General features: G+C 39.6%; 18 protein-coding genes and 1 pseudogene. 9 read left to right on the top strand and 10 right to left on the bottom strand.

Translation table 11 applies throughout. The features are described from left to right. Window positions 1–9: 9 nt before the first annotated feature. Both MTF64_RS17465 and MTF64_RS17460 read right to left on the bottom strand, forming a co-directional pair. Entirely contained in the window at window positions 10–621 is a 612-nt protein-coding gene (locus MTF64_RS17465) for a MarC family protein (protein WP_096041735.1), read from the bottom strand. 172 nt (window positions 622–793) lie between these two features. Further along, window positions 794–1,276 carry a GNAT family N-acetyltransferase gene (locus MTF64_RS17460; RefSeq protein ID WP_248452141.1) on the bottom strand — a complete coding sequence of 161 codons (483 nt, stop codon included), beginning with the start codon at window positions 1,274–1,276 and terminating at the stop codon, window positions 794–796. Between the two features lie 99 nt (window positions 1,277–1,375). Here MTF64_RS17460 and MTF64_RS17455 point away from each other — a divergent pair, with 99 nt between their 5' ends. Next, window positions 1,376–1,579 carry a hypothetical protein gene (locus MTF64_RS17455; RefSeq protein WP_004586614.1) on the top strand — a complete coding sequence of 68 codons (204 nt, stop codon included), beginning with the start codon at window positions 1,376–1,378 and terminating at the stop codon, window positions 1,577–1,579. A gap of 63 nt (window positions 1,580–1,642) precedes the next feature. Here MTF64_RS17455 and MTF64_RS17450 read toward each other — a convergent pair whose 3' ends face one another. Further along, window positions 1,643–1,837, bottom strand: a complete 195-nt coding sequence (locus MTF64_RS17450) for a CPXCG motif-containing cysteine-rich protein (RefSeq protein WP_004586615.1) — start codon at window positions 1,835–1,837, stop codon at window positions 1,643–1,645. A gap of 236 nt (window positions 1,838–2,073) precedes the next feature. Between MTF64_RS17450 and msrA the strand changes: the two genes are divergently transcribed. From msrA to MTF64_RS17435, 3 genes are all read left to right on the top strand, one after another. Continuing rightward, complete coding sequence (msrA, locus tag MTF64_RS17445) at window positions 2,074–2,673, top strand: peptide-methionine (S)-S-oxide reductase MsrA (RefSeq protein ID WP_138576380.1); 600 nt, start codon at window positions 2,074–2,076, stop codon at window positions 2,671–2,673. A gap of 236 nt (window positions 2,674–2,909) precedes the next feature. Beyond that, window positions 2,910–3,824, top strand: coding sequence for a 2OG-Fe(II) oxygenase family protein (locus MTF64_RS17440; RefSeq protein ID WP_248452140.1), 915 nt, complete (start codon window positions 2,910–2,912; stop codon window positions 3,822–3,824). A 137-nt stretch (window positions 3,825–3,961) separates the two neighbouring features. Continuing rightward, window positions 3,962–4,720: a transporter substrate-binding domain-containing protein gene (locus MTF64_RS17435; protein ID WP_096041731.1), complete on the top strand. Its 759-nt coding sequence runs from the start codon at window positions 3,962–3,964 to the stop codon at window positions 4,718–4,720. Between the two features lie 53 nt (window positions 4,721–4,773). Here the strand turns inward: MTF64_RS17435 and MTF64_RS17430 are convergent, their stop codons facing one another. The 4 genes from MTF64_RS17430 to MTF64_RS17415 form a co-directional block, all read right to left on the bottom strand. Further along, the gene (locus tag MTF64_RS17430) at window positions 4,774–6,882 is read right to left on the bottom strand and encodes a TonB-dependent siderophore receptor (protein WP_248452139.1); all 2,109 of its coding nucleotides are present in this window, start codon (window positions 6,880–6,882) and stop codon (window positions 4,774–4,776) included. Window positions 6,883–6,972: 90 nt separating this feature from the next. Further along, a complete protein-coding gene (locus MTF64_RS17425; RefSeq protein WP_096041729.1) occupies window positions 6,973–8,235 on the bottom strand; it encodes a DUF3526 domain-containing protein in 1,263 nt (420 codons plus the stop codon). Next, window positions 8,232–9,680, bottom strand: a complete 1,449-nt coding sequence (locus tag MTF64_RS17420; RefSeq protein WP_248452138.1) for a DUF3526 domain-containing protein — start codon at window positions 9,678–9,680, stop codon at window positions 8,232–8,234. The genes MTF64_RS17425 and MTF64_RS17420 overlap by 4 nt, the downstream gene beginning before the upstream one ends. Further along, window positions 9,680–10,507, bottom strand: coding sequence for an ATP-binding cassette domain-containing protein (locus MTF64_RS17415; RefSeq protein ID WP_248452137.1), 828 nt, complete (start codon window positions 10,505–10,507; stop codon window positions 9,680–9,682). Before MTF64_RS17415 ends, MTF64_RS17420 begins: the two co-directional genes overlap by 1 nt. Window positions 10,508–10,814: 307 nt before the next feature. Here MTF64_RS17415 and MTF64_RS17410 point away from each other — a divergent pair, with 307 nt between their 5' ends. The 5 genes from MTF64_RS17410 to MTF64_RS17390 all read left to right on the top strand — a co-directional run bounded on the left by MTF64_RS17410 (window position 10,815) and on the right by MTF64_RS17390 (window position 16,005). Continuing rightward, complete coding sequence (locus MTF64_RS17410) at window positions 10,815–12,077, top strand: hypothetical protein (protein WP_248452136.1); 1,263 nt, start codon at window positions 10,815–10,817, stop codon at window positions 12,075–12,077. Window positions 12,078–12,079: 2 nt separating this feature from the next. Further along, window positions 12,080–12,520, top strand: coding sequence for a hypothetical protein (locus MTF64_RS17405; protein ID WP_064387305.1), 441 nt, complete (start codon window positions 12,080–12,082; stop codon window positions 12,518–12,520). Further along, window positions 12,513–14,144: a sensor domain-containing diguanylate cyclase gene (locus tag MTF64_RS17400; RefSeq protein ID WP_248452134.1), complete on the top strand. Its 1,632-nt coding sequence runs from the start codon at window positions 12,513–12,515 to the stop codon at window positions 14,142–14,144. Before MTF64_RS17405 ends, MTF64_RS17400 begins: the two co-directional genes overlap by 8 nt. A 154-nt stretch (window positions 14,145–14,298) precedes the next feature. Next, window positions 14,299–15,000 (top strand): metal-dependent hydrolase, encoded by a 702-nt coding sequence (locus MTF64_RS17395; protein WP_064387306.1) that lies wholly within the window; start codon window positions 14,299–14,301, stop codon window positions 14,998–15,000. 402 nt (window positions 15,001–15,402) lie between these two features. After that, window positions 15,403–16,005 carry a hypothetical protein gene (locus tag MTF64_RS17390; RefSeq protein WP_064387307.1) on the top strand — a complete coding sequence of 201 codons (603 nt, stop codon included), beginning with the start codon at window positions 15,403–15,405 and terminating at the stop codon, window positions 16,003–16,005. A 367-nt stretch (window positions 16,006–16,372) separates the two neighbouring features. Here the strand turns inward: MTF64_RS17390 and MTF64_RS17385 are convergent, their stop codons facing one another. The 3 genes and pseudogenes from MTF64_RS17385 to MTF64_RS19960 all read right to left on the bottom strand — a co-directional run. Further along, window positions 16,373–16,600, bottom strand: a complete 228-nt coding sequence (locus tag MTF64_RS17385; RefSeq protein WP_064387308.1) for a hypothetical protein — start codon at window positions 16,598–16,600, stop codon at window positions 16,373–16,375. Between the two features lie 119 nt (window positions 16,601–16,719). Continuing rightward, window positions 16,720–17,907 (bottom strand): RNA-binding domain-containing protein, encoded by a 1,188-nt coding sequence (locus tag MTF64_RS20005; protein ID WP_348984476.1) that lies wholly within the window; start codon window positions 17,905–17,907, stop codon window positions 16,720–16,722. Window positions 17,908–18,012: 105 nt separating this feature from the next. Further along, window positions 18,013–18,399: pseudogene (locus tag MTF64_RS19960) on the bottom strand (DUF262 domain-containing protein); the annotation flags it as partial. Window positions 18,400–18,487: the final 88 nt, after the last annotated feature.

Below are 18,487 nucleotides of genomic sequence, written 5' to 3'. Positions count from 1 at the left end.
AGGAGTTATTTAATCGAGCTTAACCCACTGCTTAACTTCAAGTGCAGTCATTATCAGCTCTACAGAAAATGCAGCCAGTATCATCCCCATCACACGCGTTAAAATAGACGCCCCGCCAATACCAATAAGCTTTATAATTTTGCCCGACAGCAACAACAAAATTAAGGTTACACCCAACACTGCCAGTGTAATTAACGCTGTGCCTATTTGGGTTGTAATTGGGTGAATGTGATTATCGGTAAGTAATATAACGGCTAAAATAGCCCCAGGTGTGGCGGTAGCAGGTATAGCAAGCGGAAACACTGCAATATCGTGCCCTGGGTCTTGTTTTGCTTTGTTAGAATCATTGCCAAATATCATTTGTAAGCCAAACAAAAATAAAATTATCCCGCCCCCTAACTGAAACGATACCAGCCGTATACCCATCGCATTTAAAATAAGCTGCCCTATTAAAATAGAGCCAAGTAACACAGCGCCTGCATATAGCACTGTTTTAAACGCAGTTTTACGACGTTGTTGATCAGTTAAATGAGAAGTGAGCGCAGCAAAAAGCGCCATAGTCCCTATTGGGTCAATAGTGGCCCAAATAACGAGGGCATCTTGAGATAGTTTTTCTAGCATATAAAATCCTTGTTAAGCGAACACGTTTTAAAAACTCGGGTAACAAATTCATTTGCTTACGCTTAACTATAAGCCAAATTGGCTATTTTTTATATTGCATTTGTTCCTCTTATGATGAAATTTACTAACGTGTATAATGCAAATGCAGCACTAATACATTACTAATGCAGTACTAAACGTGTTTATACCAAATAGAATGCTCACCCAAGCTAAAGCCTAATTTAACTAATAAGTTATGCGAACGCGCATTATGTGCACTTACCTGCGCCGCTAAGTAATTAAGCGGTATAGTCTGTTTAAGTGTTTTAACAAAGCCAGTTATTACCTCAAACATAATGCCCTTATCCCAATACATAGGATCAAGCTCAAACCCTATAAAAGCCCTACTTTTACAAGGCGATAAATTATAAAGCCCGCAGGTGCCCATAAGTTTGCCATTTATATTATGTTCAATAGCCACTCTTATCACTTCGCCTTCGTAATAGGCGGTAATATCGTCTTGTATTAATTGCTTAATTTGGCATTTACTTAAGGGGGTTTGATAGTCGTTAAATTCGCTCACTTGCGGGTGATTCAAAATAGAAAATAACTGCGGGGCATGCTTATGAGTAATTAAACGCAATGTAACGCGTTCAAGCTGAGTTGTTTTAAACATTTTATACAGGAGTTAAAATAGCGCTTTATGGTTAAGCATTATTAACTTACCATAGCGTATTCACAAGCATTATCTTTATAGCCAATATTGAGAGCAATAATGAGCGACGATTTTAAAGTAATTCAACCTACCACAACCGTATACTGCCCTAAACGTGGTGAGGGCTGGACCCTAACAGGCATTACTAATATAAACGAGTTTACCTCGGTAATGTTTGACGGCACACGTTATACACTCCCCGCACGCGAAATAGTAGAAGAGCTGTTACCAAACCAACTAGCCCGAGAGCAAAATAATAGCTAGCGCCCGTGTATAAACGGAAGTGGCTGCCACTGTGCAGCCACCTATATAAAGAGCAACGAAGGATTAAAATGTATCGTCTTCACTGTATACATTTACTTTTAACTCGTCTTCATCTTCAAAAACAACAAACGAAATAGGCTTACAACATACTTGGCAGTCTTCTATGTATTGCTCACCAATATCTGCAGCGTCTAATAATACTTCTATGCTTTCGCCGCAATACGGGCAACTTATCGATTTTTCGGTTAACTGGTTCATTTAACACCTGCTACTTTTATCTCAATGCTTTCACTTTAATAAACACACTCTGATAATACAACATTGTGCTACAGAGGTTGCCCAATGTACGTATGGCCATAATTAAAAACCATTACGTATATTACTTTTTCCGCTATTCACGTTAGCCTACTAAAAACAATGAAATAGGTTTTACAGTTAAAGGGTCTAACTATTAAGAATATGTATTTAAACTCATACTAGAGGTAGATTATTATATGAAAAAATCACTTACGCTTGCATTAACATCTGCCGCAATGTTGTTTAGCACCTTTTCACATGCAGCCAAAACCGAAAAAGCAGTTTTAGCCGGTGGATGTTTTTGGTGTATGGAAAGCGACTTTGAAAAGCTCAAAGGCGTAAAAGATGTTATATCGGGTTTTACCGGCGGTAAAATTAAAAACCCGACCTACAATGGTAACCATCAAGGTCATTACGAAGCAGTACAAATTACTTACGACCCTGATGTAGTAAGCTACAAAGGCATACTTGATCATTTTTGGGTAAATATTGATCCCTTTGATGCCAAAGGCCAATTTTGCGATAAAGGCCCAAGTTATTTAAGCGCCATATTCGTAGCTAACGAGCAAGAGCGCAAAATAGCAGAGCAAACTAAACAAGCCGTAATAGCAGAATTCCCAAATCAAACAGTGGTCACGCCAATACTTAATGCCAGCACTTTTTACCCAATTAAAGGTAAAGAAAGCTACCATCAGGATTATTATAAAAATAACCCCATACGCTACAATACTTACCGCTGGCGCTGCGGACGCGATAACCGCCTAGAAGAAATTTGGGGCGATAGAGTCACACATTAAAAATCTATAGTTAAACGCTTGATGGGTTTACACAAACCCATCCCCATTACAGCTAACAGCTAACAGCTAACAACTAACAACTAACAACTAACAGCTAATTCTATTCATTCCGCCCCTAATTATAAACATTATTTTGATACTGTTTCCTAAAACAGCTTATTTATCTAACTTTATAAATATAATAAATTGCACTCCTAGATTGATAAAACCTAATTCAACAACTGGAGTTACACATTATGTCTGCCACCCAATTACAACTTGCTCGTGCTCTAGCGTTACCTTCAAGAGAGGCCATGTTAAATCGTGAGCACTCTGTACAGCATTTTTGGTACAACAACGACCAACTACTTACACAAGCTTGGAAAGAGTGGGAAGAAACCGAAGTAGATACAACCACCTTTACCCTTGACGATTCATTACTAGATAAAAACTTACGTGAAGCCGTTAATGCTGCATGGCAAAATCCATCTAAAGAGCATTTAGTAAAATCACTACTAGAAGAAGTAGCGACCGATGTGTATCAGTTTCAATTTTTTGATCCTGAGCGCCTAGCTGTTTTACGTGGTTACCTAGAAAAAGTATGGAATGCTAACATTCCTATGCGTCCACCGTACGGTATTGTATTAAACCGCCGCGGCGCCATGCTCGACAAACGCTCAGAGGGCTATTTAGCTGCTCCTAGTTTTCAGGCATTTTATAACCAAGTATTAAATACATACATGCGCCCTATTTCACGTTTATTGTTTCCTGAGATCATAGGTTACGATACGCAAACGTTTGGTTTTTCTATTTATTACGACCCAAGTACAGATGCGTCTATTCGTCCGCATACCGATGCATCATCAGTAACATTAAATATTAATTTAAACTTACCTGGCGAAGAATTTAGCGGATCAGAGCTTGATTTTTACGACCAAGTAAACGAAAAAGTTGTGCAACTTAGCTTTAAACCAGGCACCGCCATGATCCACAAAGGCAATGTACCACACGCGGCAAAACCTATAACCAGTGGCGACAGAACAAACCTAGTGTTATGGCTTTTTGGCGATAATGGCCGTATACCAGCGCCGGGTTCTAAACGTACAGATATTGATGCAAAAGAGCGTTGGACTACGCCAAAAACAACGCCAGACGGCTACGCACCTTTTTAAACGGTGCCAAGTTTAACCTTTTGTGCCTAATACTTGCCCATTAAAGGTATTTAATCATACTTTAATGGGCTATTTACTTGTTACATAACCACTTAGTTACTATCTTTTTAGTATGCTAAGTTAATTTAAACAGCCTAATGAAGTTAAACTTTTTAATAATAACGACAATAACTACCCTGCTTGTATCCTCTTTTGCCTGTGCATCGCCTACTAAACAAAAATTAGTTGTAGGTTTTGGCGAAACCCTACCACCTTTTGTAATGTCACATACCAACAGCGGGCTAACCCTCGATATTATTAAAGCCGCGTTAACCCCTTTAGGCTATGAAATAGAGCCACGCTATTATCCTTATACTCGCCGCGCTAAAGAGTATATAGATGGAAAGCTCGACATACTAGCCGACATAAACTTAAGCACAGAAAACGGTAATCTCCTAAGCGGTTATATATCAAATGAAGCCTATGAATACGAAAACGTTGCGATAGCCCTAAGGAGCAAGCATTTTAACTTTACTAAAATTTCAGATTTAACACATTACAGCTTAATCTCGTGGCCCAGCGCCGGCATACATTTAGGTGAAGAATATGCAAAAATGGCAAAAGCCAATACACAATATTACGAAGTGCACGACCAATCTCTTCAAGTTAAAATGCTTTTTTCAAACAAGGCTAATGTGATTCAAATGGATAAACAAAGTTTTAATTACTATCGCTCAACCCTTAAAGGTATTGATAGCACACAACCTGTAGATCACTTTGCGCTGTTTGGTAAAAGCCCTAGTGGCTATTTATTTAAATCAAAAAAATTACGTGATGACTTTAATATACAGCTGCAAAAGTTAAAAAATTCAGGCGAGTACTCTAAAATATTAAAAAAATACAAACACGCCAAATAAAAAAGGTCGCTTTAGCTAAGCGACCTTTTTACGTTTACAGTGCAAAATACCAATTAAAACTTATAAGAGGCAGAAAATTTAACGTTACGCGGGGTACCAGGTTGTACCCATGCATCGGCAAACGAGTTTGTGTAATACGTTTCATCAAACAGGTTATTTACCTCAGCCGTAACACCAATCGCGTCTGTTACATCGTAATTTACAAATACACGCGCGGTTGTATAACTGGGTAGTTTAAAGTCGGTACCAAAATAGCCATTGCGTTCATCTACAAATAATAGCCCGCCACCAAATTTAATTGCATTGCCATATAACTCGCCCGATTTAACAAGCTGCAAGCTAAGTTGATGCTCTGGTACATTTAAAAGTGACTCGCCGGCCTCTACTGTGTAGCCAAAGTTAGCATCAAAAAATGAGTTTTCTATTTGGGCATCTACATACGCATACGACGCCCAAATTTCTAAACTATCGCTAAGCTCACCTGTTAGGTCTATTTCTATTCCCTTACTTTGCGCTTCACCAATGGCGGCATAAGTAAACGCTGTTGGGTCATCTACTACTAGCATGTTGTCTTGATCTACTTTAAATACAGCAACGGTACCAAATAACGCGCCATCGTTAAGGGTAAATTTTACACCTAGCTCTGCAGAGGTAGATTGGTTTGGCTCAAAACCATCGCCATTGGCATCAGCACCCGAAAGCGGGCGAAAGTTTTCGCCATAGGCTGCATAAACAGATACATAATCACCGGCTTCATACACCACACCAAACTGGGGGCTCACGCGTGACTGCGTTTGTTTTGTATTAGTGCCTGCTAAACGGTTATTTAAGCGCTGCTCGTAATCATCAAAACGGGCACCAATACGAATATCTAACTTATCAGTTACGCTTATTTGGTCTTGAATAAATACCCCTACCGACTCTTGAATCTCTACGCGGTCGGTATTAGATGTAGGCGTTGGTAATTCGTACGCGCCGTATACAGGGTTAAATACATTAATGTATTGATCGCCCCGTACACGTAAAATAAATTGATCGTTTTCAAATTTATCAGCGTCAACACCCATAATTAAACGGTGCTCAAAACCGCCCAGCTCAAGGCTGCCGCTTAGCTCTGCACGCAATACATGGTATTGAGCATCAAAATCGCGGTAGCGCCTAAAGCGGTTTACTTCGCAATCAACTACGCCGCCAAAACCGGTTTCGGTTGCAAAGCCTTCCATAGAGGTATCACGGTAGTTTGCACCAAATAAAATGCTCCAGTTATCATCAAAGTCATGAATGTACTCTAACTGATGCCCTAGTACATCGGCTTCAATTGGGCCATCGCCCGGCTCACCTAAAAAGCGACTTTGTGGTATAAGCCCAAGTTCGCCATCTATTGCTAATACGCCTCTATCAAACGGCACTTCTTGGTCGCTGTATTCAAGCTCGTAAACAAGTTGGCTGCTGTCGTTAATATTCCACACTATTGACGGGCTAAAACCGTGTTTAGTGGTTTCTATGGTGTCTCTAAAGCTCTCGGCGTCTTCGTAAAAACCAACCAGTCTAATTGCAACGTCATCGTTAAGCGCCGTGGTGTAATCAAAATCGGCGCGGTAAGTATCAAAACTCCCTACCGAGAGCTTAATTTCACCTTGCGTATCAAACGTTGGGCGTTTAGTAACTAAGTTTACTGTACCACCTGGCTCACCACGGCCAAATAAAGCCGCACGCGGGCCTTTTAAAACCTCAACCGACTCAATACCCGACAAATCACGCGAGCCACCAAAACCGCGCCCAGCATTAAAACCATTTACTAAGTAGTTACTCGGTAGGTTTTCATCGCCTACAAAGCCACGTACCGAAAAACTATTCCAAAGCCCACCAAAGTTGTTTTGGCGTGCAACAGAGGCCGATAAATCAAGCGCTTGGTTAAGGCTTACTGCACCTGCATTTTCAAGGGCTTCTAAATCAATTTTAAGCTCTGATTGTGGAGTTTCTAGTTGGCTAAAGTTACCTTGGTAAGCTTGGCGCGTAGCAACTACAGACAGCCTTTCAATGCTTGTGTTAGCACTGTGTGTTTGCTGTTTTTGCTCAGCAGCCAAAGCCTGGCTGCTAAATAAGCTTACTAGGCACGCACTTAAATAGGTGAGCTTAAGCCCTGTTGTGTTGGTTTTCATTGTGAACCTTGTTAGTAATATAAGTATTTTATAATTATGGTGTTGTTACTAGGTGCGCTAAACAACGGCGTTTAGCGCACCTAGTAAGGATTACTTTGCTATAGCCTCAAAGCGAGGCATGTTATTGAGAACTGATTTAGGCGGGTTACCCTTATAAAATAACCAAGGGTAATAAAACTCACGTAATTGCTGATGATAATCACGAATTTGCTGCTCGTATGCATACGCCGCTACTGAGTCGGTTTGGGCGGCTCGCGTTAAGCTGCGCTGCAATAACAGTGGTGGCGAAAACCACGACACAACGCCTGCTAAGTCATATTTTTTAGCGGCTGCGTCTCGGTATGATTTTGAAAGCGACGCTGCTTTTAAATCGCCCATTTGCTGAAATCCGTAATACCATTTCCACTCAAACTCACTGCTCATAGTAATGTATGGCGCAAGTGCTGGGTACTCTTTAATAAAAGGCTGCATAGTGGCAGATTTTGGTAAATCCCAGGCATCATTTACCGCTTCACGCTGAGTAAGCATAATGTCGCCACCCTTAGGCGAATGTACCGACTTGTTTATAGCAAGGTCGCCTAAAATAGGAATAATAAAAGCAAATAATACCCATAAACCAATTAGGCCAGAGGCAACGCGCGGCGCACTAGTCGCGTTTTTGCCCCACCACACACTCAGCGCAGTCCAAAATGCAAGGTATGCAATACAAAGTATCGATACATACGCAATTTCAAACGCGCTTGCCCCAGCTATAAATGCACCTATAAAAAATGGCAGCATTAAACACACTATTACTGCTAAAAACCTTACCGTTATACGTGCGCCCCACAAAGCAAAGTACGATTTAGCCGTAGTAACCAGTAAGTCGTGCCTGCCGCTAGTGCGCTCATTTGCAAATAAGTCATGAAACAGCAAAATAATAACCAGTGGTGCTAATGCGCTAATTACAAATACAAAATCAATTTTACCGGCTTGTGCCAGCTCGGCATTTTGCGCATCGCTTTCGTAAATTTGCCCTTCTATGGCCAATAAATTAATACGGTGTTTCCACGGGAATATATCGCGTTCCCCTAATGCTGCAAAAGCAAGGTTAGATGGCTGAGAATACGTTAAATGAAAACTGTAATAAGCCAACATGCCCGGATCGTCTTGCTTTTTTTGCACTTTAGCGCGATCGCTTTGATCTGCCTCTTTTAAACGCTCTATTGTTTGCTGCTGCGCGCTTACTTCGCTAAGCCCGCTATATATTGCAAAGCCCGATAAAACAAAGCTACATAACAGCAATACCACAAGGTACTTTTGACGCAGTAAAAAGCCCCATTCTCGTGTAAGTTGTGTAATTAAATAACTCATATCAAACGTTTTCCTACCAATTTAATACCGCCTACAAGTACTACAATCCACAGTATTAACTGTAAAAAAGCAGGTACACTTCTTTGCGCGCGAACATCTGCGCTATCTACATCAAAGGTAAAGTTTTGCAGTATTTGCCAGTTCTCTGATCCTACGCGTGCTTTTTTAGTGGCCTCGGTATTGGCGTTACGGTTCATATCAACTTGGTAATCAAGCTTTTCAATGTGTACTTTGTTAAGCCCTTGCACAAAATCAAAGCGCAGCTGTTCGGTTTCGCGTAAAAAGCGATGATGGGTTTCTATGCTTGTGCCAACTACAATCATCGACAGCGAGCGAATAGCCACCATAGGCGATACCCAACCAAAGTAACGCGATACCTGCGTTTGTTTAAGCTCACTTTGCATGCGCTGCTCGGCAAACTGGTTTAATACCTTAGTTTGTTTGGCCTCTGATTCACTGGCCACTAACCCTCTAAAGTTTACTGGCAGCTCATCAATGCTGTTTACGTTGTATTTTTTAAGCAGAGATTGTTTAAATTGCTTAAAGGCGGGGTCGTTGGTGTTATGGCCATCACCTAGTTTTCTAAGTTCAGCTTTTACTGCAAAGTCGGTTTCTATTTTACCGGCCGATGGCACAGCCGTAGAGGCACTGGTACTTGCTACGCGCGGCATAACAATGCACAGTAAAATCCACACAAACGCAAGCGCTGTAAAGCTACCACTATTTTTACTAAACACGCTCGATGCTAATAAAACAACTAACACCCACACGCTTAAATACAATGCATAGCCCACAATAAAACTAACAATGGCTAAAAGGCTCTCACCCGCGCTAAGCGTAAATAACGCCGACACCGCTAATGGCGCAATGATTAACCCAACAACACACAAAAGGGCCAGCCCTTTACCCGCAATAAGCGTGCTGCCCTTGGTGCCTTGCGCCAATAAATACGACAACGTTTGCGATTCGCGCTCACGACTAATAGAGCTGTAACCAATTAAAATAAGCAGTAATGGCGCTAATGTTTGCACAATAAAAGCTGGCGTTAAGCTGCCAAGTTTTGTTAAAGCTGTGCCTTGGCGCTGCTCGGCAAACATTGCACTATTTTGCCTATGCCCTTCTAAAAATATTGAGTTACCTGTGTAGGCATCTATACCTGGGTCGAGTGTGCTCAGAGGGGTTGGTGTTCTAAAAGCGTAATGCCCGTAATGCACCATTCTGTGTGGGTGGCGGTCGGGCTGCTCAGCAAAGCTTTGCTCGGCATTGCTTTGTAATTCATTACGAGTGTGGCTAAGTTCGTGCATTGTAATGGCAGTAACCACCACAGATGAAAGCGTAAGTAATAAACCAATGGCTAAAACGGTCATCGCCAGTTTAGAGCGAAGCCAATAGCGCCACTCATCTTTGGCAACTATCACCATCTTTGAAAAATTATTTTTGCTCATTACGCGCCTCTTTGTGCAAACGCTGCGTGCACTTGCTCGGTATCAATTCGGCCGTTTTCTGGCGCGTCAAATTCGCCCACCAGCTCGCCAGCTCTTAATAAACCAATTCGGTTTGCAACTTGGCATGCGCCGTATACATCGTGCGTTACCATTAAAATAGTAGCGCCGGTTAATGCCAGCTCACGCACTAACTGGTTAAACTCATCAATAGCAACAGGGTCAAGGCCCGATGTTGGCTCATCGAGTAAAAATATGGGTGCTTGGCGTAAAATAGCCAGTGCAATCGCAGTTTTTTGCCTCATGCCTTTAGAATACGTTTGCATAGGACGCTCCCATGCAGCTTGCTGTAGCGCTACACGGTTAAACGCAGCATTAATTTGCTCATCGGTTTTTTTAATATCAGCAAGCGATAAAAAATACGCCACGTTTTCGCGGGCAGTTAAATGCGGATATAACGTGGCCGACTCTGGCAAATATGCTGTTTTGCCGCGTACAAAATCAAGTGCCTGTGTTACCTCTTTGCCCGCTACTTTTACAGAGCCTTGAGTGGGTTTATTAAACCCAAGCAAAGTTTTTAACGTGGTTGATTTACCCGCCCCGTTACCGCCAAGTAACGCGTAAATTTCGCCTGAGCCTACGCTAAAGTTTAAGTTTTTTAAAATAGCGTTGTTTTTAATGCTAAAACTTAACGAGTCCACTTCAATAATGGCTTCGCTTTTAACTGTTTGAGTAGCGGCTTGAGTTGTATTTAGGGCTTCATTACGTGTTTGTTCCACACGTGGAGATTCTTTCGGTGATGTTTGATTAACAGCTGTAGGTGTACTCACATTCAAACTCTATTAAGGGAAATTAGAATGCGGTGAATGTTATACTATATCAAACAGATATTGCAACGCTATAACATCCTTATAGTTAACAAATGATGCCAATTTTTTAGTTATGTAAAACAACCCCTTTTTAAATTTAAACCTATTAGCCTTTATTATTAGGTAAACTTAAAAACAATCCTAAATACTGGGTGATTTTTTTTGTTATCAGCCTAATTTATTCAGTAAAAACTGTGTAGTTAAGTTGGGTATCTAAGATATTGTGCTATCTTTTTATTATATTAAATTTAAATAAATATGGGCTAACATGTTGCTTCGAAGCACAATTGTCATCGCTTTACTGACAATTTCTGCGGCTAATAAAACCTATGCAAACGACATTGACGTGCAATTTAGTGGTTTTGCATCCTTAACCCTTAGTTACACTGACGATTCAGATATTGGTTTTGCATCTAGTTATTCAAATGTGAACGAATCTGGTTTTTCAGCAACGCGTGATTCAATTTTAGGTGGTCAGGCTAATATATCACTGGCCAAAAATTGGGACTCTGTAGTTCAACTAGTAATACAAGATCATGCCTATAAAAGCTTTGATAATTTTTTAGAGCTCGCCTTTGTACGTTATCGCCCATCACGTAACTGGGCCATCCGCGCAGGTAGGTTAAACAGCGACCTTTACTTACTATCTGAATACCCTTACGTTGGATACGCTTACTTATGGGTGCGCCCGCCTCATTCGTATTACTCGTTTGCAAATATTGCCGGTAATTTTGATGGTGTTGATGTTGAGTACAGTAAAGTTATTAACGATGGATTTTTACGTTTAAAACTCGCTTACGGTAGTTCTACAGCAAAACTACAAGCCTATAATGACGACTTTTTTATTGATTTTGATAATTTAACAACCCTTAGTGCAACATACTCTTTAGATGCATGGACAATGCGTTTTTCGTTATCAAGGTCAAATTTTGGCGATTACAAACTGACTGCGTTGGACGAATTTATAACCGCACTCGATTTAGTACCACAAAGTATATGGCCGCAAGCACAAAGTATATCTAACAAATTTAACACCAAAGGCAACAGCATTGAATACGCAGCTTTTGGCACTACTTACGATAATAATAATTGGCTTATTCAGTCTGAGTTAGGGGTTTCAGAGTCTGATTGGATAGTCGCGCCATCTGTAATTAGTGGCTACATCAATGTGGGATACAGAGTAGATAATGCAATATTTTACACAGGCTTTACGGCAGCTAAAAACCGCCATGACGTAGTTAAAATAAACAACCCTGTTTTTTTACCAGGCACAGCCGAACAAATTTCAGTACCCATACAGCAACTTGCAACTGCAACTCAAGCAGCGACTAAAATTACCAATGTTCACCAGCACTCGGTTAACGTAGGCGTAAAATGGCATTTTTCGGATGGTTTAGTATTTAAAGCGCAGTTAGACCGCTTTGATATAAAACCTCAAGGTGCAGGCCTTTGGAGCCTTAGTGATCCGTCAGACGCAAATAAAAGCAATAAAGTACATATACTTAGTTTAAATGCTAGTATGGTGTTTTAGTTATGATAAGCACACGTAACCTAACCCTTAATGTAATGCTCCCCTTATGCCTGCTTTTTGTGAGCTCTTATGCAAAATCGACAGAGTTTGTTGTAGTAGTAAATAAAAGCAACACTATTAACGCATTATCAAAACGGGAAATTATAGATATTTACATGGGTAGATATTTAACTTTTCCAGATGGTGAAACCTCAAAGCCACTTGATTTGCCGGCTAAATCAACACTTAAAAACGACTTTTACTTAAAACTGGTCAATAAAGACGAGCAAAAAATAAATGCGTATTGGGCAAGGTTGTTGTTTTCTGGCCGTGCAAAGCCCCCTACACCGTCAACATCCGTTGAAGATGCAATAAATAAAATTGCAGCATCGCAATTTGCTATTGGTTACATTCCGCTATCGCAAGTGACAGATGCAGTAAAAGTGGTATACACATTTGATTAAAATTATTAGCCAAAAACTCTACATACGCGTTGCTATAGCAATTGCGTTAGTCGCTATTGTTGTGACTTTAGTCTCGTCAATGCTGTCTTATTATTCAGGCTTTAAAGAAAAGAAAAACACTAACTACTTACTCGTCCAACAGTTAGCCCAAACAATGGGAAAAACAGCCGCCATAGCTGCTTATTTAAACGATAAAGAGTTAAGCCAAGAAATAATTAATGGCTTGCTAAGTAACGATTTAGTGCAAGGCGCAAGCCTAGAATCAGAAGCAAACGTAAAAGGCGAAATGGAGTTGTTTATTGCAAATGGCACTATTAACAAACAAAAAGAAGCAGTGTTAGTTAAGCTAGTTCATCCTTTTTTAGATGACAACTTTATAGGTGTTTTATCAATATACCCCGACGATAATTTTATACAGCAACAAGCACAGGCTGCACTTAAAAAAGAATTTATTTTAATGCTAATACAATCTATCGTTATCGCATTTTTTGTATCGCTTGTAGTACAGCGTTGGCTTACTCAACCTATTCAAAACCTTACCGACAGTTTTGCTAAAATTAACCCTAGCGAGCCAGAAACCCTTAATATGCTGACCTTTAAGCAAGGCAAACGAGACGAAATAAGCCGTTTAACACACGGTATAAATGCTCTAATGCACGAATTGCATTTAACTATTAGTAATGAGCAAACACTTCGTAAAAAAACCCAAGAACTAGAAGCTAAATTTAGACTTATTTTTGAGCAAGCAAGCGCTGGTATTTGTTTACTCGATAGCAAAAATAATATCACCACCTTTAACCCCGCGTTTAAACATTACTTTACCGTACCCGGTGAAAAAGAGTTATCAACCCTGCACTTCCCTGAATTATTAAACAACGTTGATGAATTACACAGCCTACTGGAAGAAATTCGCTTTGCTCATAACCCACCACAAACTACGTTAGATGTAGAGTGTAAAGTTGGTTATAAAACGCTCTGGTTTCACTGCTTATTTGTAAGATTAACAGACCAAAGAAATACCAACCGAGGCCCACAACAAGAGCAACTAGTAGAAGTAATTTTACACGATGTAACCGAGCGCGCAGAGCGCGAACTTAAAACCCGCTTTGAAGCCGACCACGACCCGCTCACCGGCCTATTAAACCGCCGCGCCGGTGAAAAACGCCTTCAAAAAACGCTACGCGAATGCATAAAACATAATAAGCACTTAGTTCTTATGATGATCGATTTAGATAAATTTAAACCCATTAACGACACCTACGGCCACGAAGCCGGAGACAAAGTACTTATAGAGACAGCGCACCGATTTAAAACACTATTTCACGAACAAAACGATATGTGTATTCGCCTAGGCGGTGACGAATTTATTGTTGCAAGGCAGGTAAATACATTCAACAAAGCTGCAACCCTGGAGCAAGCAACTACCTTACTAAAGGAGCTACAACAGCAGGTTAGTATTTCAAATACTAAAACATGCGCAGTAGGTGCAAGCATAGGTATTGCAGTAGCGCCTACTGATGGCACTGAGCTACACGAATTAATGCACAACGGTGATAAAACCCTTTATCACGTAAAAGAAACAGGCCGAGGAAAAGTCGCCTTTTACGACGATATAAAAAATTAGATAGCGAATGCTATAGCGTTTTTATGGCTTTCAAATAGTCTTTATTATAAAAATACGTCGCTAAACCAGATTTACATCCAAACCTTTAAAGTAAATTGAACAATTAAGTTTTTGATTGCTAAAATGCCAACCTATTTTTCTATCAAGAGATACAATGGCAAATTTCAATACTCATCTTAATACTGCAGTCATCATCACAGGTTTAGGCTCGGCCACTTTATTAACTGCAGGCCATATTGATTTAAACGGCGCACTTTGGTTATGGTTTTTAGGCTCAATTGGCGGCTTATTACCCGACATAGACTCAGATAACTCAACCTCGCTCAATACTATTTTTAACTTATTCGCACTAAGCGCTGTATTACTGGTGCTGCATTACATAACCACCGAGCTAATAATCGAAATTAGTTTTATAGAGCTAATCGTAGTGCCGTTATTGGTGTACGGGTTTATGAAATACATTATTAGGCCTATTTTTGAATGGATCACCGTGCACAGAGGCAGCTGTCACTCATTATTATTTTTAGTGCTATGCGCGCTGTTAACAACGCAAGTAACGTGGCAATTAAACGAGCAAACAACCACACAAGCAGCCACCTTTGCCTGGTTAACAGGTGGGTTTATTTTACTCGGCGGGCTAATTCATTTATTCCTCGATGAAATTTACAGTGTAGATTTAAGCAATGTCACCATTAAACGCTCCTTTGGCACCGCGTTAAAAATAGCCGACTTCGACAATAAATTAATTACCTTGGCATCAATAATTGCCATTGCAGGTTTAATCTATGTAGCCCCGCCTACAGAACAAACTATTATCGCATTAAGTGATTGGTCGCATTTTAGGCTTTTATCTTAATAAATAACATTTATAGGCTTAGTCACACAAAATACCCATAAACATTGTTTGTGGGTATAAATGCTTTATTAAGCGATTGTTTTAATTACCTCTCTAGTAAACAGACGCCTTAGTTAGTCGAAGTCACTCCAACATTTAATTTAAAAGACGATTCACAAAGAGGATAAGAGGCACTGAATTTTTAAAGGCTTAACAGCTTAACTCAATGCGGCTTTGCCAATCTAAGTTTCATTAAAAGCGCAAGTTTTAGCCTATTTGATATTAATTATTATTTTTATTGGTTTTACTGAAATAATTACTCCGCTTTACCTGTCTTATAGCAGCAATACTTCCATCTGTTTGATGTATGCAAAGTGACTGCAACTTTTAAAGCGTCAAATATAAAATTATAAGAGGACCATAATGGAATTTACACATAAACGCACCACCCTAATTACAGCATCGTTATTGTTAGCGTTGGCGATAACCCAGGCTATTTTTACTGCCCTTTACAGTGCTGAAATTAGCTTTTCAAGACAATATGCATGGGGACTAGAAGCCGTGCTGTTTACTGTGCTTGTGGCCTTTGCAAGTACCACTATGGTGCAAGCTAAAAACGCTCAACTAGGTTGGTCGGCTATCACATTTAGCGCAATATTAAACATAGTACAGGTAAGCATTGGCCTTACGTTGTTTTCTACATTTGGTAAAGTAGCGGGCGCAGTAGAAGGCGCACAACCTTTAATTGGTGGCGTGGTGTCTTTATCATTCATGATTTACTACGCAGCTAAATTATTATTAGGATTAGCAGCTGTTGTTTTTGGCCTGTCTTACTTAGCTAAAGGTGGCAAAGCCATTGGCGGCCTTTCAGCCCTAGCAGGCGCGGTTGCAATGCTTGCAAATGCTATTTTAATTATTGCTGGGCGTGATGGGTTCTTACCATCAGGCGTTGCTGGTGCATCAGGTATGATTGCAACATTACTTTTAGCAATCTGTTTATTTAGCCTTAACCGTAAAGCAGACTAAGGTTTAATACCTTACAAGTAATGTGCTTATTTGAATAAGTTATAAACATCGGCGTGTATTAGATTGCTAATTCGCCGATGTTTTATGTTTAGAGTCATAGAAATTAAAGTGCCAGCAACCTTAATTATTTATAGCTAGTTCACAAAGAGGTTATGAGGCGCTGCGCTTTTAGAGGGCGTTGATAGCTTAATACAAAAGGTTTTGCTAATTTAATTTTGGTGTATGAAGTCAAGATTTGAACCTATTCGCCCTAAATACAAAAAGGCAAAAGAAAGACCTGACCCCATATTTTCGTCATACACTACTGTAATGAAAGCGCAGCCGCAACGAAAAGCCCATCGCCGCGACTGCGATTATTACGTTCTAATTACTTGATTTTCATAGCATATCTATTTTTAACTACTCTACCGATGTAGCTATTTAAGCCTTGCCCAGCTATTGCTAGCCTATGCATTTCGTTGATGGTGGCTGCACCTGTACTTTGATTCGTGTATAGATAGACTGAGCCATCTCCGAACTGAACAGTGATTTCACCTGCTCCAATTTCGTATGAAGCCACATTAGTGTTACCACCCAGGTTTTTATATCCCTCCATCTTCCTTCCCCTTTAGTTGATAATAGATCGGTTGGAGCTAAAGCCCCTTAACGCCGTGCCCTGCTATAATTTAGGAACGCTAGCGAGTAAATTTCCCGCGGCAGCGCCTTGTTATAACTTTACTTTGCAAACCGTGAATATAATCGGCCGAAATTCTCAGGAGCCACCTCATCAACATTACTACCGTGTCGTACGTAATATTTACCATCGTATATTGAAGGCTGATCGTCGGACTCAATTTTTAAAATTATGACGTCTTTTTCAAAATATCTAACTGTTGTTATATTCCTCGCTAGATTATCTTTATCTCTATCACTTATAGGTTGATTCTTAATAAGTTGCACAAGCTTAGTAAAGTATTTATCAATATTCGAGTGGTGTTTATTAGCTTCAGCATCAACCCCAGTAATATAAAAAGAAGAGTATGATACGTACTCATTGCTATAAATTGATTTATAGCGATCAGCTGTACTTTTATTATCAGCCACACCTAATAGACAATATCCTGATGAACCTGGAAAGGTATTAGCCATAGAGGTTAATGTCTTTATTATTTTTGAAAAAGTATCTAAATCTAATTTACTTGAATCTTCTGTTAATGCATGAAGCCCTACCTTAAAATCATATAGCGCTTGCTCAGTTGAAGATTGCATTAGAATATTTTCAAATCTAGTTACCCATTGATTTCTTGCTGGGTCGTTTTCCTGCGCTTCACTAAAGCAACCTCTAATAACTCCATACAAAGCATCTGACTGTGTTTGTTTTTCTTTAGCAGACCAGTTTCCCCCGCCTGATGCTAGTGAAATTGTTTTATCACCAGCTTTATTTAAATGACCTATCAAGCTAGCTTTATCAGTAACTTCCATGTTTTCTTCAATTAATAGCTTATAGAAAGCGTAAAATACAATCTGAAAATATCTAGATATTTTTGCTTGCTGACTATCAAATAACAAAGAGTTAAATGTCTTGCCCGACTGTTCAACAATATCAATAATTTTGTCAAAAACATGCTGAATATTTGCAATAACGGCTTCTTCATTTACTTTTTGAATTTGTAGCTCTACGGTTTCAGAAAGAGATGATTCCTCACTATTTAACAAAGAAAAACCATATAATTGATTTAATATATCTGAACTTGAACGAAGCCCTTTTTCCATTGAAACCCAAGCTACAATGTCAGCTATCACCTCTTCATCTTGAGATTGCCTTAAAGCTTCTTTGGTTATTATATTATTTTTAATCCAAAATATATCCTCAACAGATATTCCATAATCCAAATTTCTATTGGTTATACTAATATTTTTCATGGCATTTAAATCTAGAATGTCGGATGCACTTGAGTCACCTCGAATATTGCTTGCTAGCTTCCTAACTATGGATGCAAATTTGCTAATAGCACCTGCTTGCCTTAGCTCTTGTTTAGAAAGGTGTCTACCACCAGAATTTAAACGTCTAAATACTTCATCAATATGACTATCACCAGACTCTTGAAATACTGATAATGGGATTTGGTATCTAACAATTTCTGCACATATTTCACGATTAAGAGGTGTTCCTTTTTGAGTAACTTTATTGCTATCCATCAGGAATTTAGTATCAGCCATTGTATCTAGGTTAAAGTATTGGCCATTCAAATCAAACTCTTGATCAATAAAAGACATGATTGCATTCATTCGTTGCATTCCATCAATTATCTCAAGCTTCCTTCCCTTTTCAGTAGAGACTTCTGCAAGCAATATCAACGGTACAGGATACCCACTAACGATAGAGTCAATAAAAGACCTTTTTTCCTCAACCGTCCAGACTAGCTTTTGTAGTGGTCAACTAATTTTGGCCACAGTTTTAGAATCTTGGTATCTAACCTCAGATTCATTTGGCGCTAAACCA

The sequence above is a fragment of the Pseudoalteromonas sp. 2CM41L genome, from assembly GCF_023161905.1.
In the GTDB taxonomy this organism is placed as follows: domain Bacteria; phylum Pseudomonadota; class Gammaproteobacteria; order Enterobacterales; family Alteromonadaceae; genus Pseudoalteromonas; species Pseudoalteromonas atlantica.
The sequence above is the reverse complement of the archived record's forward strand: the minus strand, read 5'-3'. Positions and strand labels throughout refer to the sequence as shown.

Coding starts and splice junctions, on each gene's coding strand:
- MTF64_RS17390 (WP_064387307.1), top strand. CDS start 15,403: ATGGAATTTACACATAAACGCACCACCCTAATTACAGCATCGTTATTG.
- MTF64_RS17455 (WP_004586614.1), top strand. CDS start 1,376: ATGAGCGACGATTTTAAAGTAATTCAACCTACCACAACCGTATACTGC.
- MTF64_RS17385 (WP_064387308.1), bottom strand. CDS start 16,600: ATGGAGGGATATAAAAACCTGGGTGGTAACACTAATGTGGCTTCATAC.
- MTF64_RS17420 (WP_248452138.1), bottom strand. CDS start 9,680: ATGAGCAAAAATAATTTTTCAAAGATGGTGATAGTTGCCAAAGATGAG.
- msrA (WP_138576380.1), top strand. CDS start 2,074: ATGAAAAAATCACTTACGCTTGCATTAACATCTGCCGCAATGTTGTTT.
- MTF64_RS17410 (WP_248452136.1), top strand. CDS start 10,815: ATGTTGCTTCGAAGCACAATTGTCATCGCTTTACTGACAATTTCTGCG.
- MTF64_RS17435 (WP_096041731.1), top strand. CDS start 3,962: ATGAAGTTAAACTTTTTAATAATAACGACAATAACTACCCTGCTTGTA.
- MTF64_RS17465 (WP_096041735.1), bottom strand. CDS start 621: ATGCTAGAAAAACTATCTCAAGATGCCCTCGTTATTTGGGCCACTATT.
- MTF64_RS17430 (WP_248452139.1), bottom strand. CDS start 6,882: ATGAAAACCAACACAACAGGGCTTAAGCTCACCTATTTAAGTGCGTGC.
- MTF64_RS17440 (WP_248452140.1), top strand. CDS start 2,910: ATGTCTGCCACCCAATTACAACTTGCTCGTGCTCTAGCGTTACCTTCA.
- MTF64_RS17425 (WP_096041729.1), bottom strand. CDS start 8,235: ATGAGTTATTTAATTACACAACTTACACGAGAATGGGGCTTTTTACTG.
- MTF64_RS17460 (WP_248452141.1), bottom strand. CDS start 1,276: ATGTTTAAAACAACTCAGCTTGAACGCGTTACATTGCGTTTAATTACT.
- MTF64_RS17395 (WP_064387306.1), top strand. CDS start 14,299: ATGGCAAATTTCAATACTCATCTTAATACTGCAGTCATCATCACAGGT.
- MTF64_RS17450 (WP_004586615.1), bottom strand. CDS start 1,837: ATGAACCAGTTAACCGAAAAATCGATAAGTTGCCCGTATTGCGGCGAA.
- MTF64_RS17405 (WP_064387305.1), top strand. CDS start 12,080: ATGATAAGCACACGTAACCTAACCCTTAATGTAATGCTCCCCTTATGC.
- MTF64_RS20005 (WP_348984476.1), bottom strand. CDS start 17,907: ATGAAAAATATTAGTATAACCAATAGAAATTTGGATTATGGAATATCT.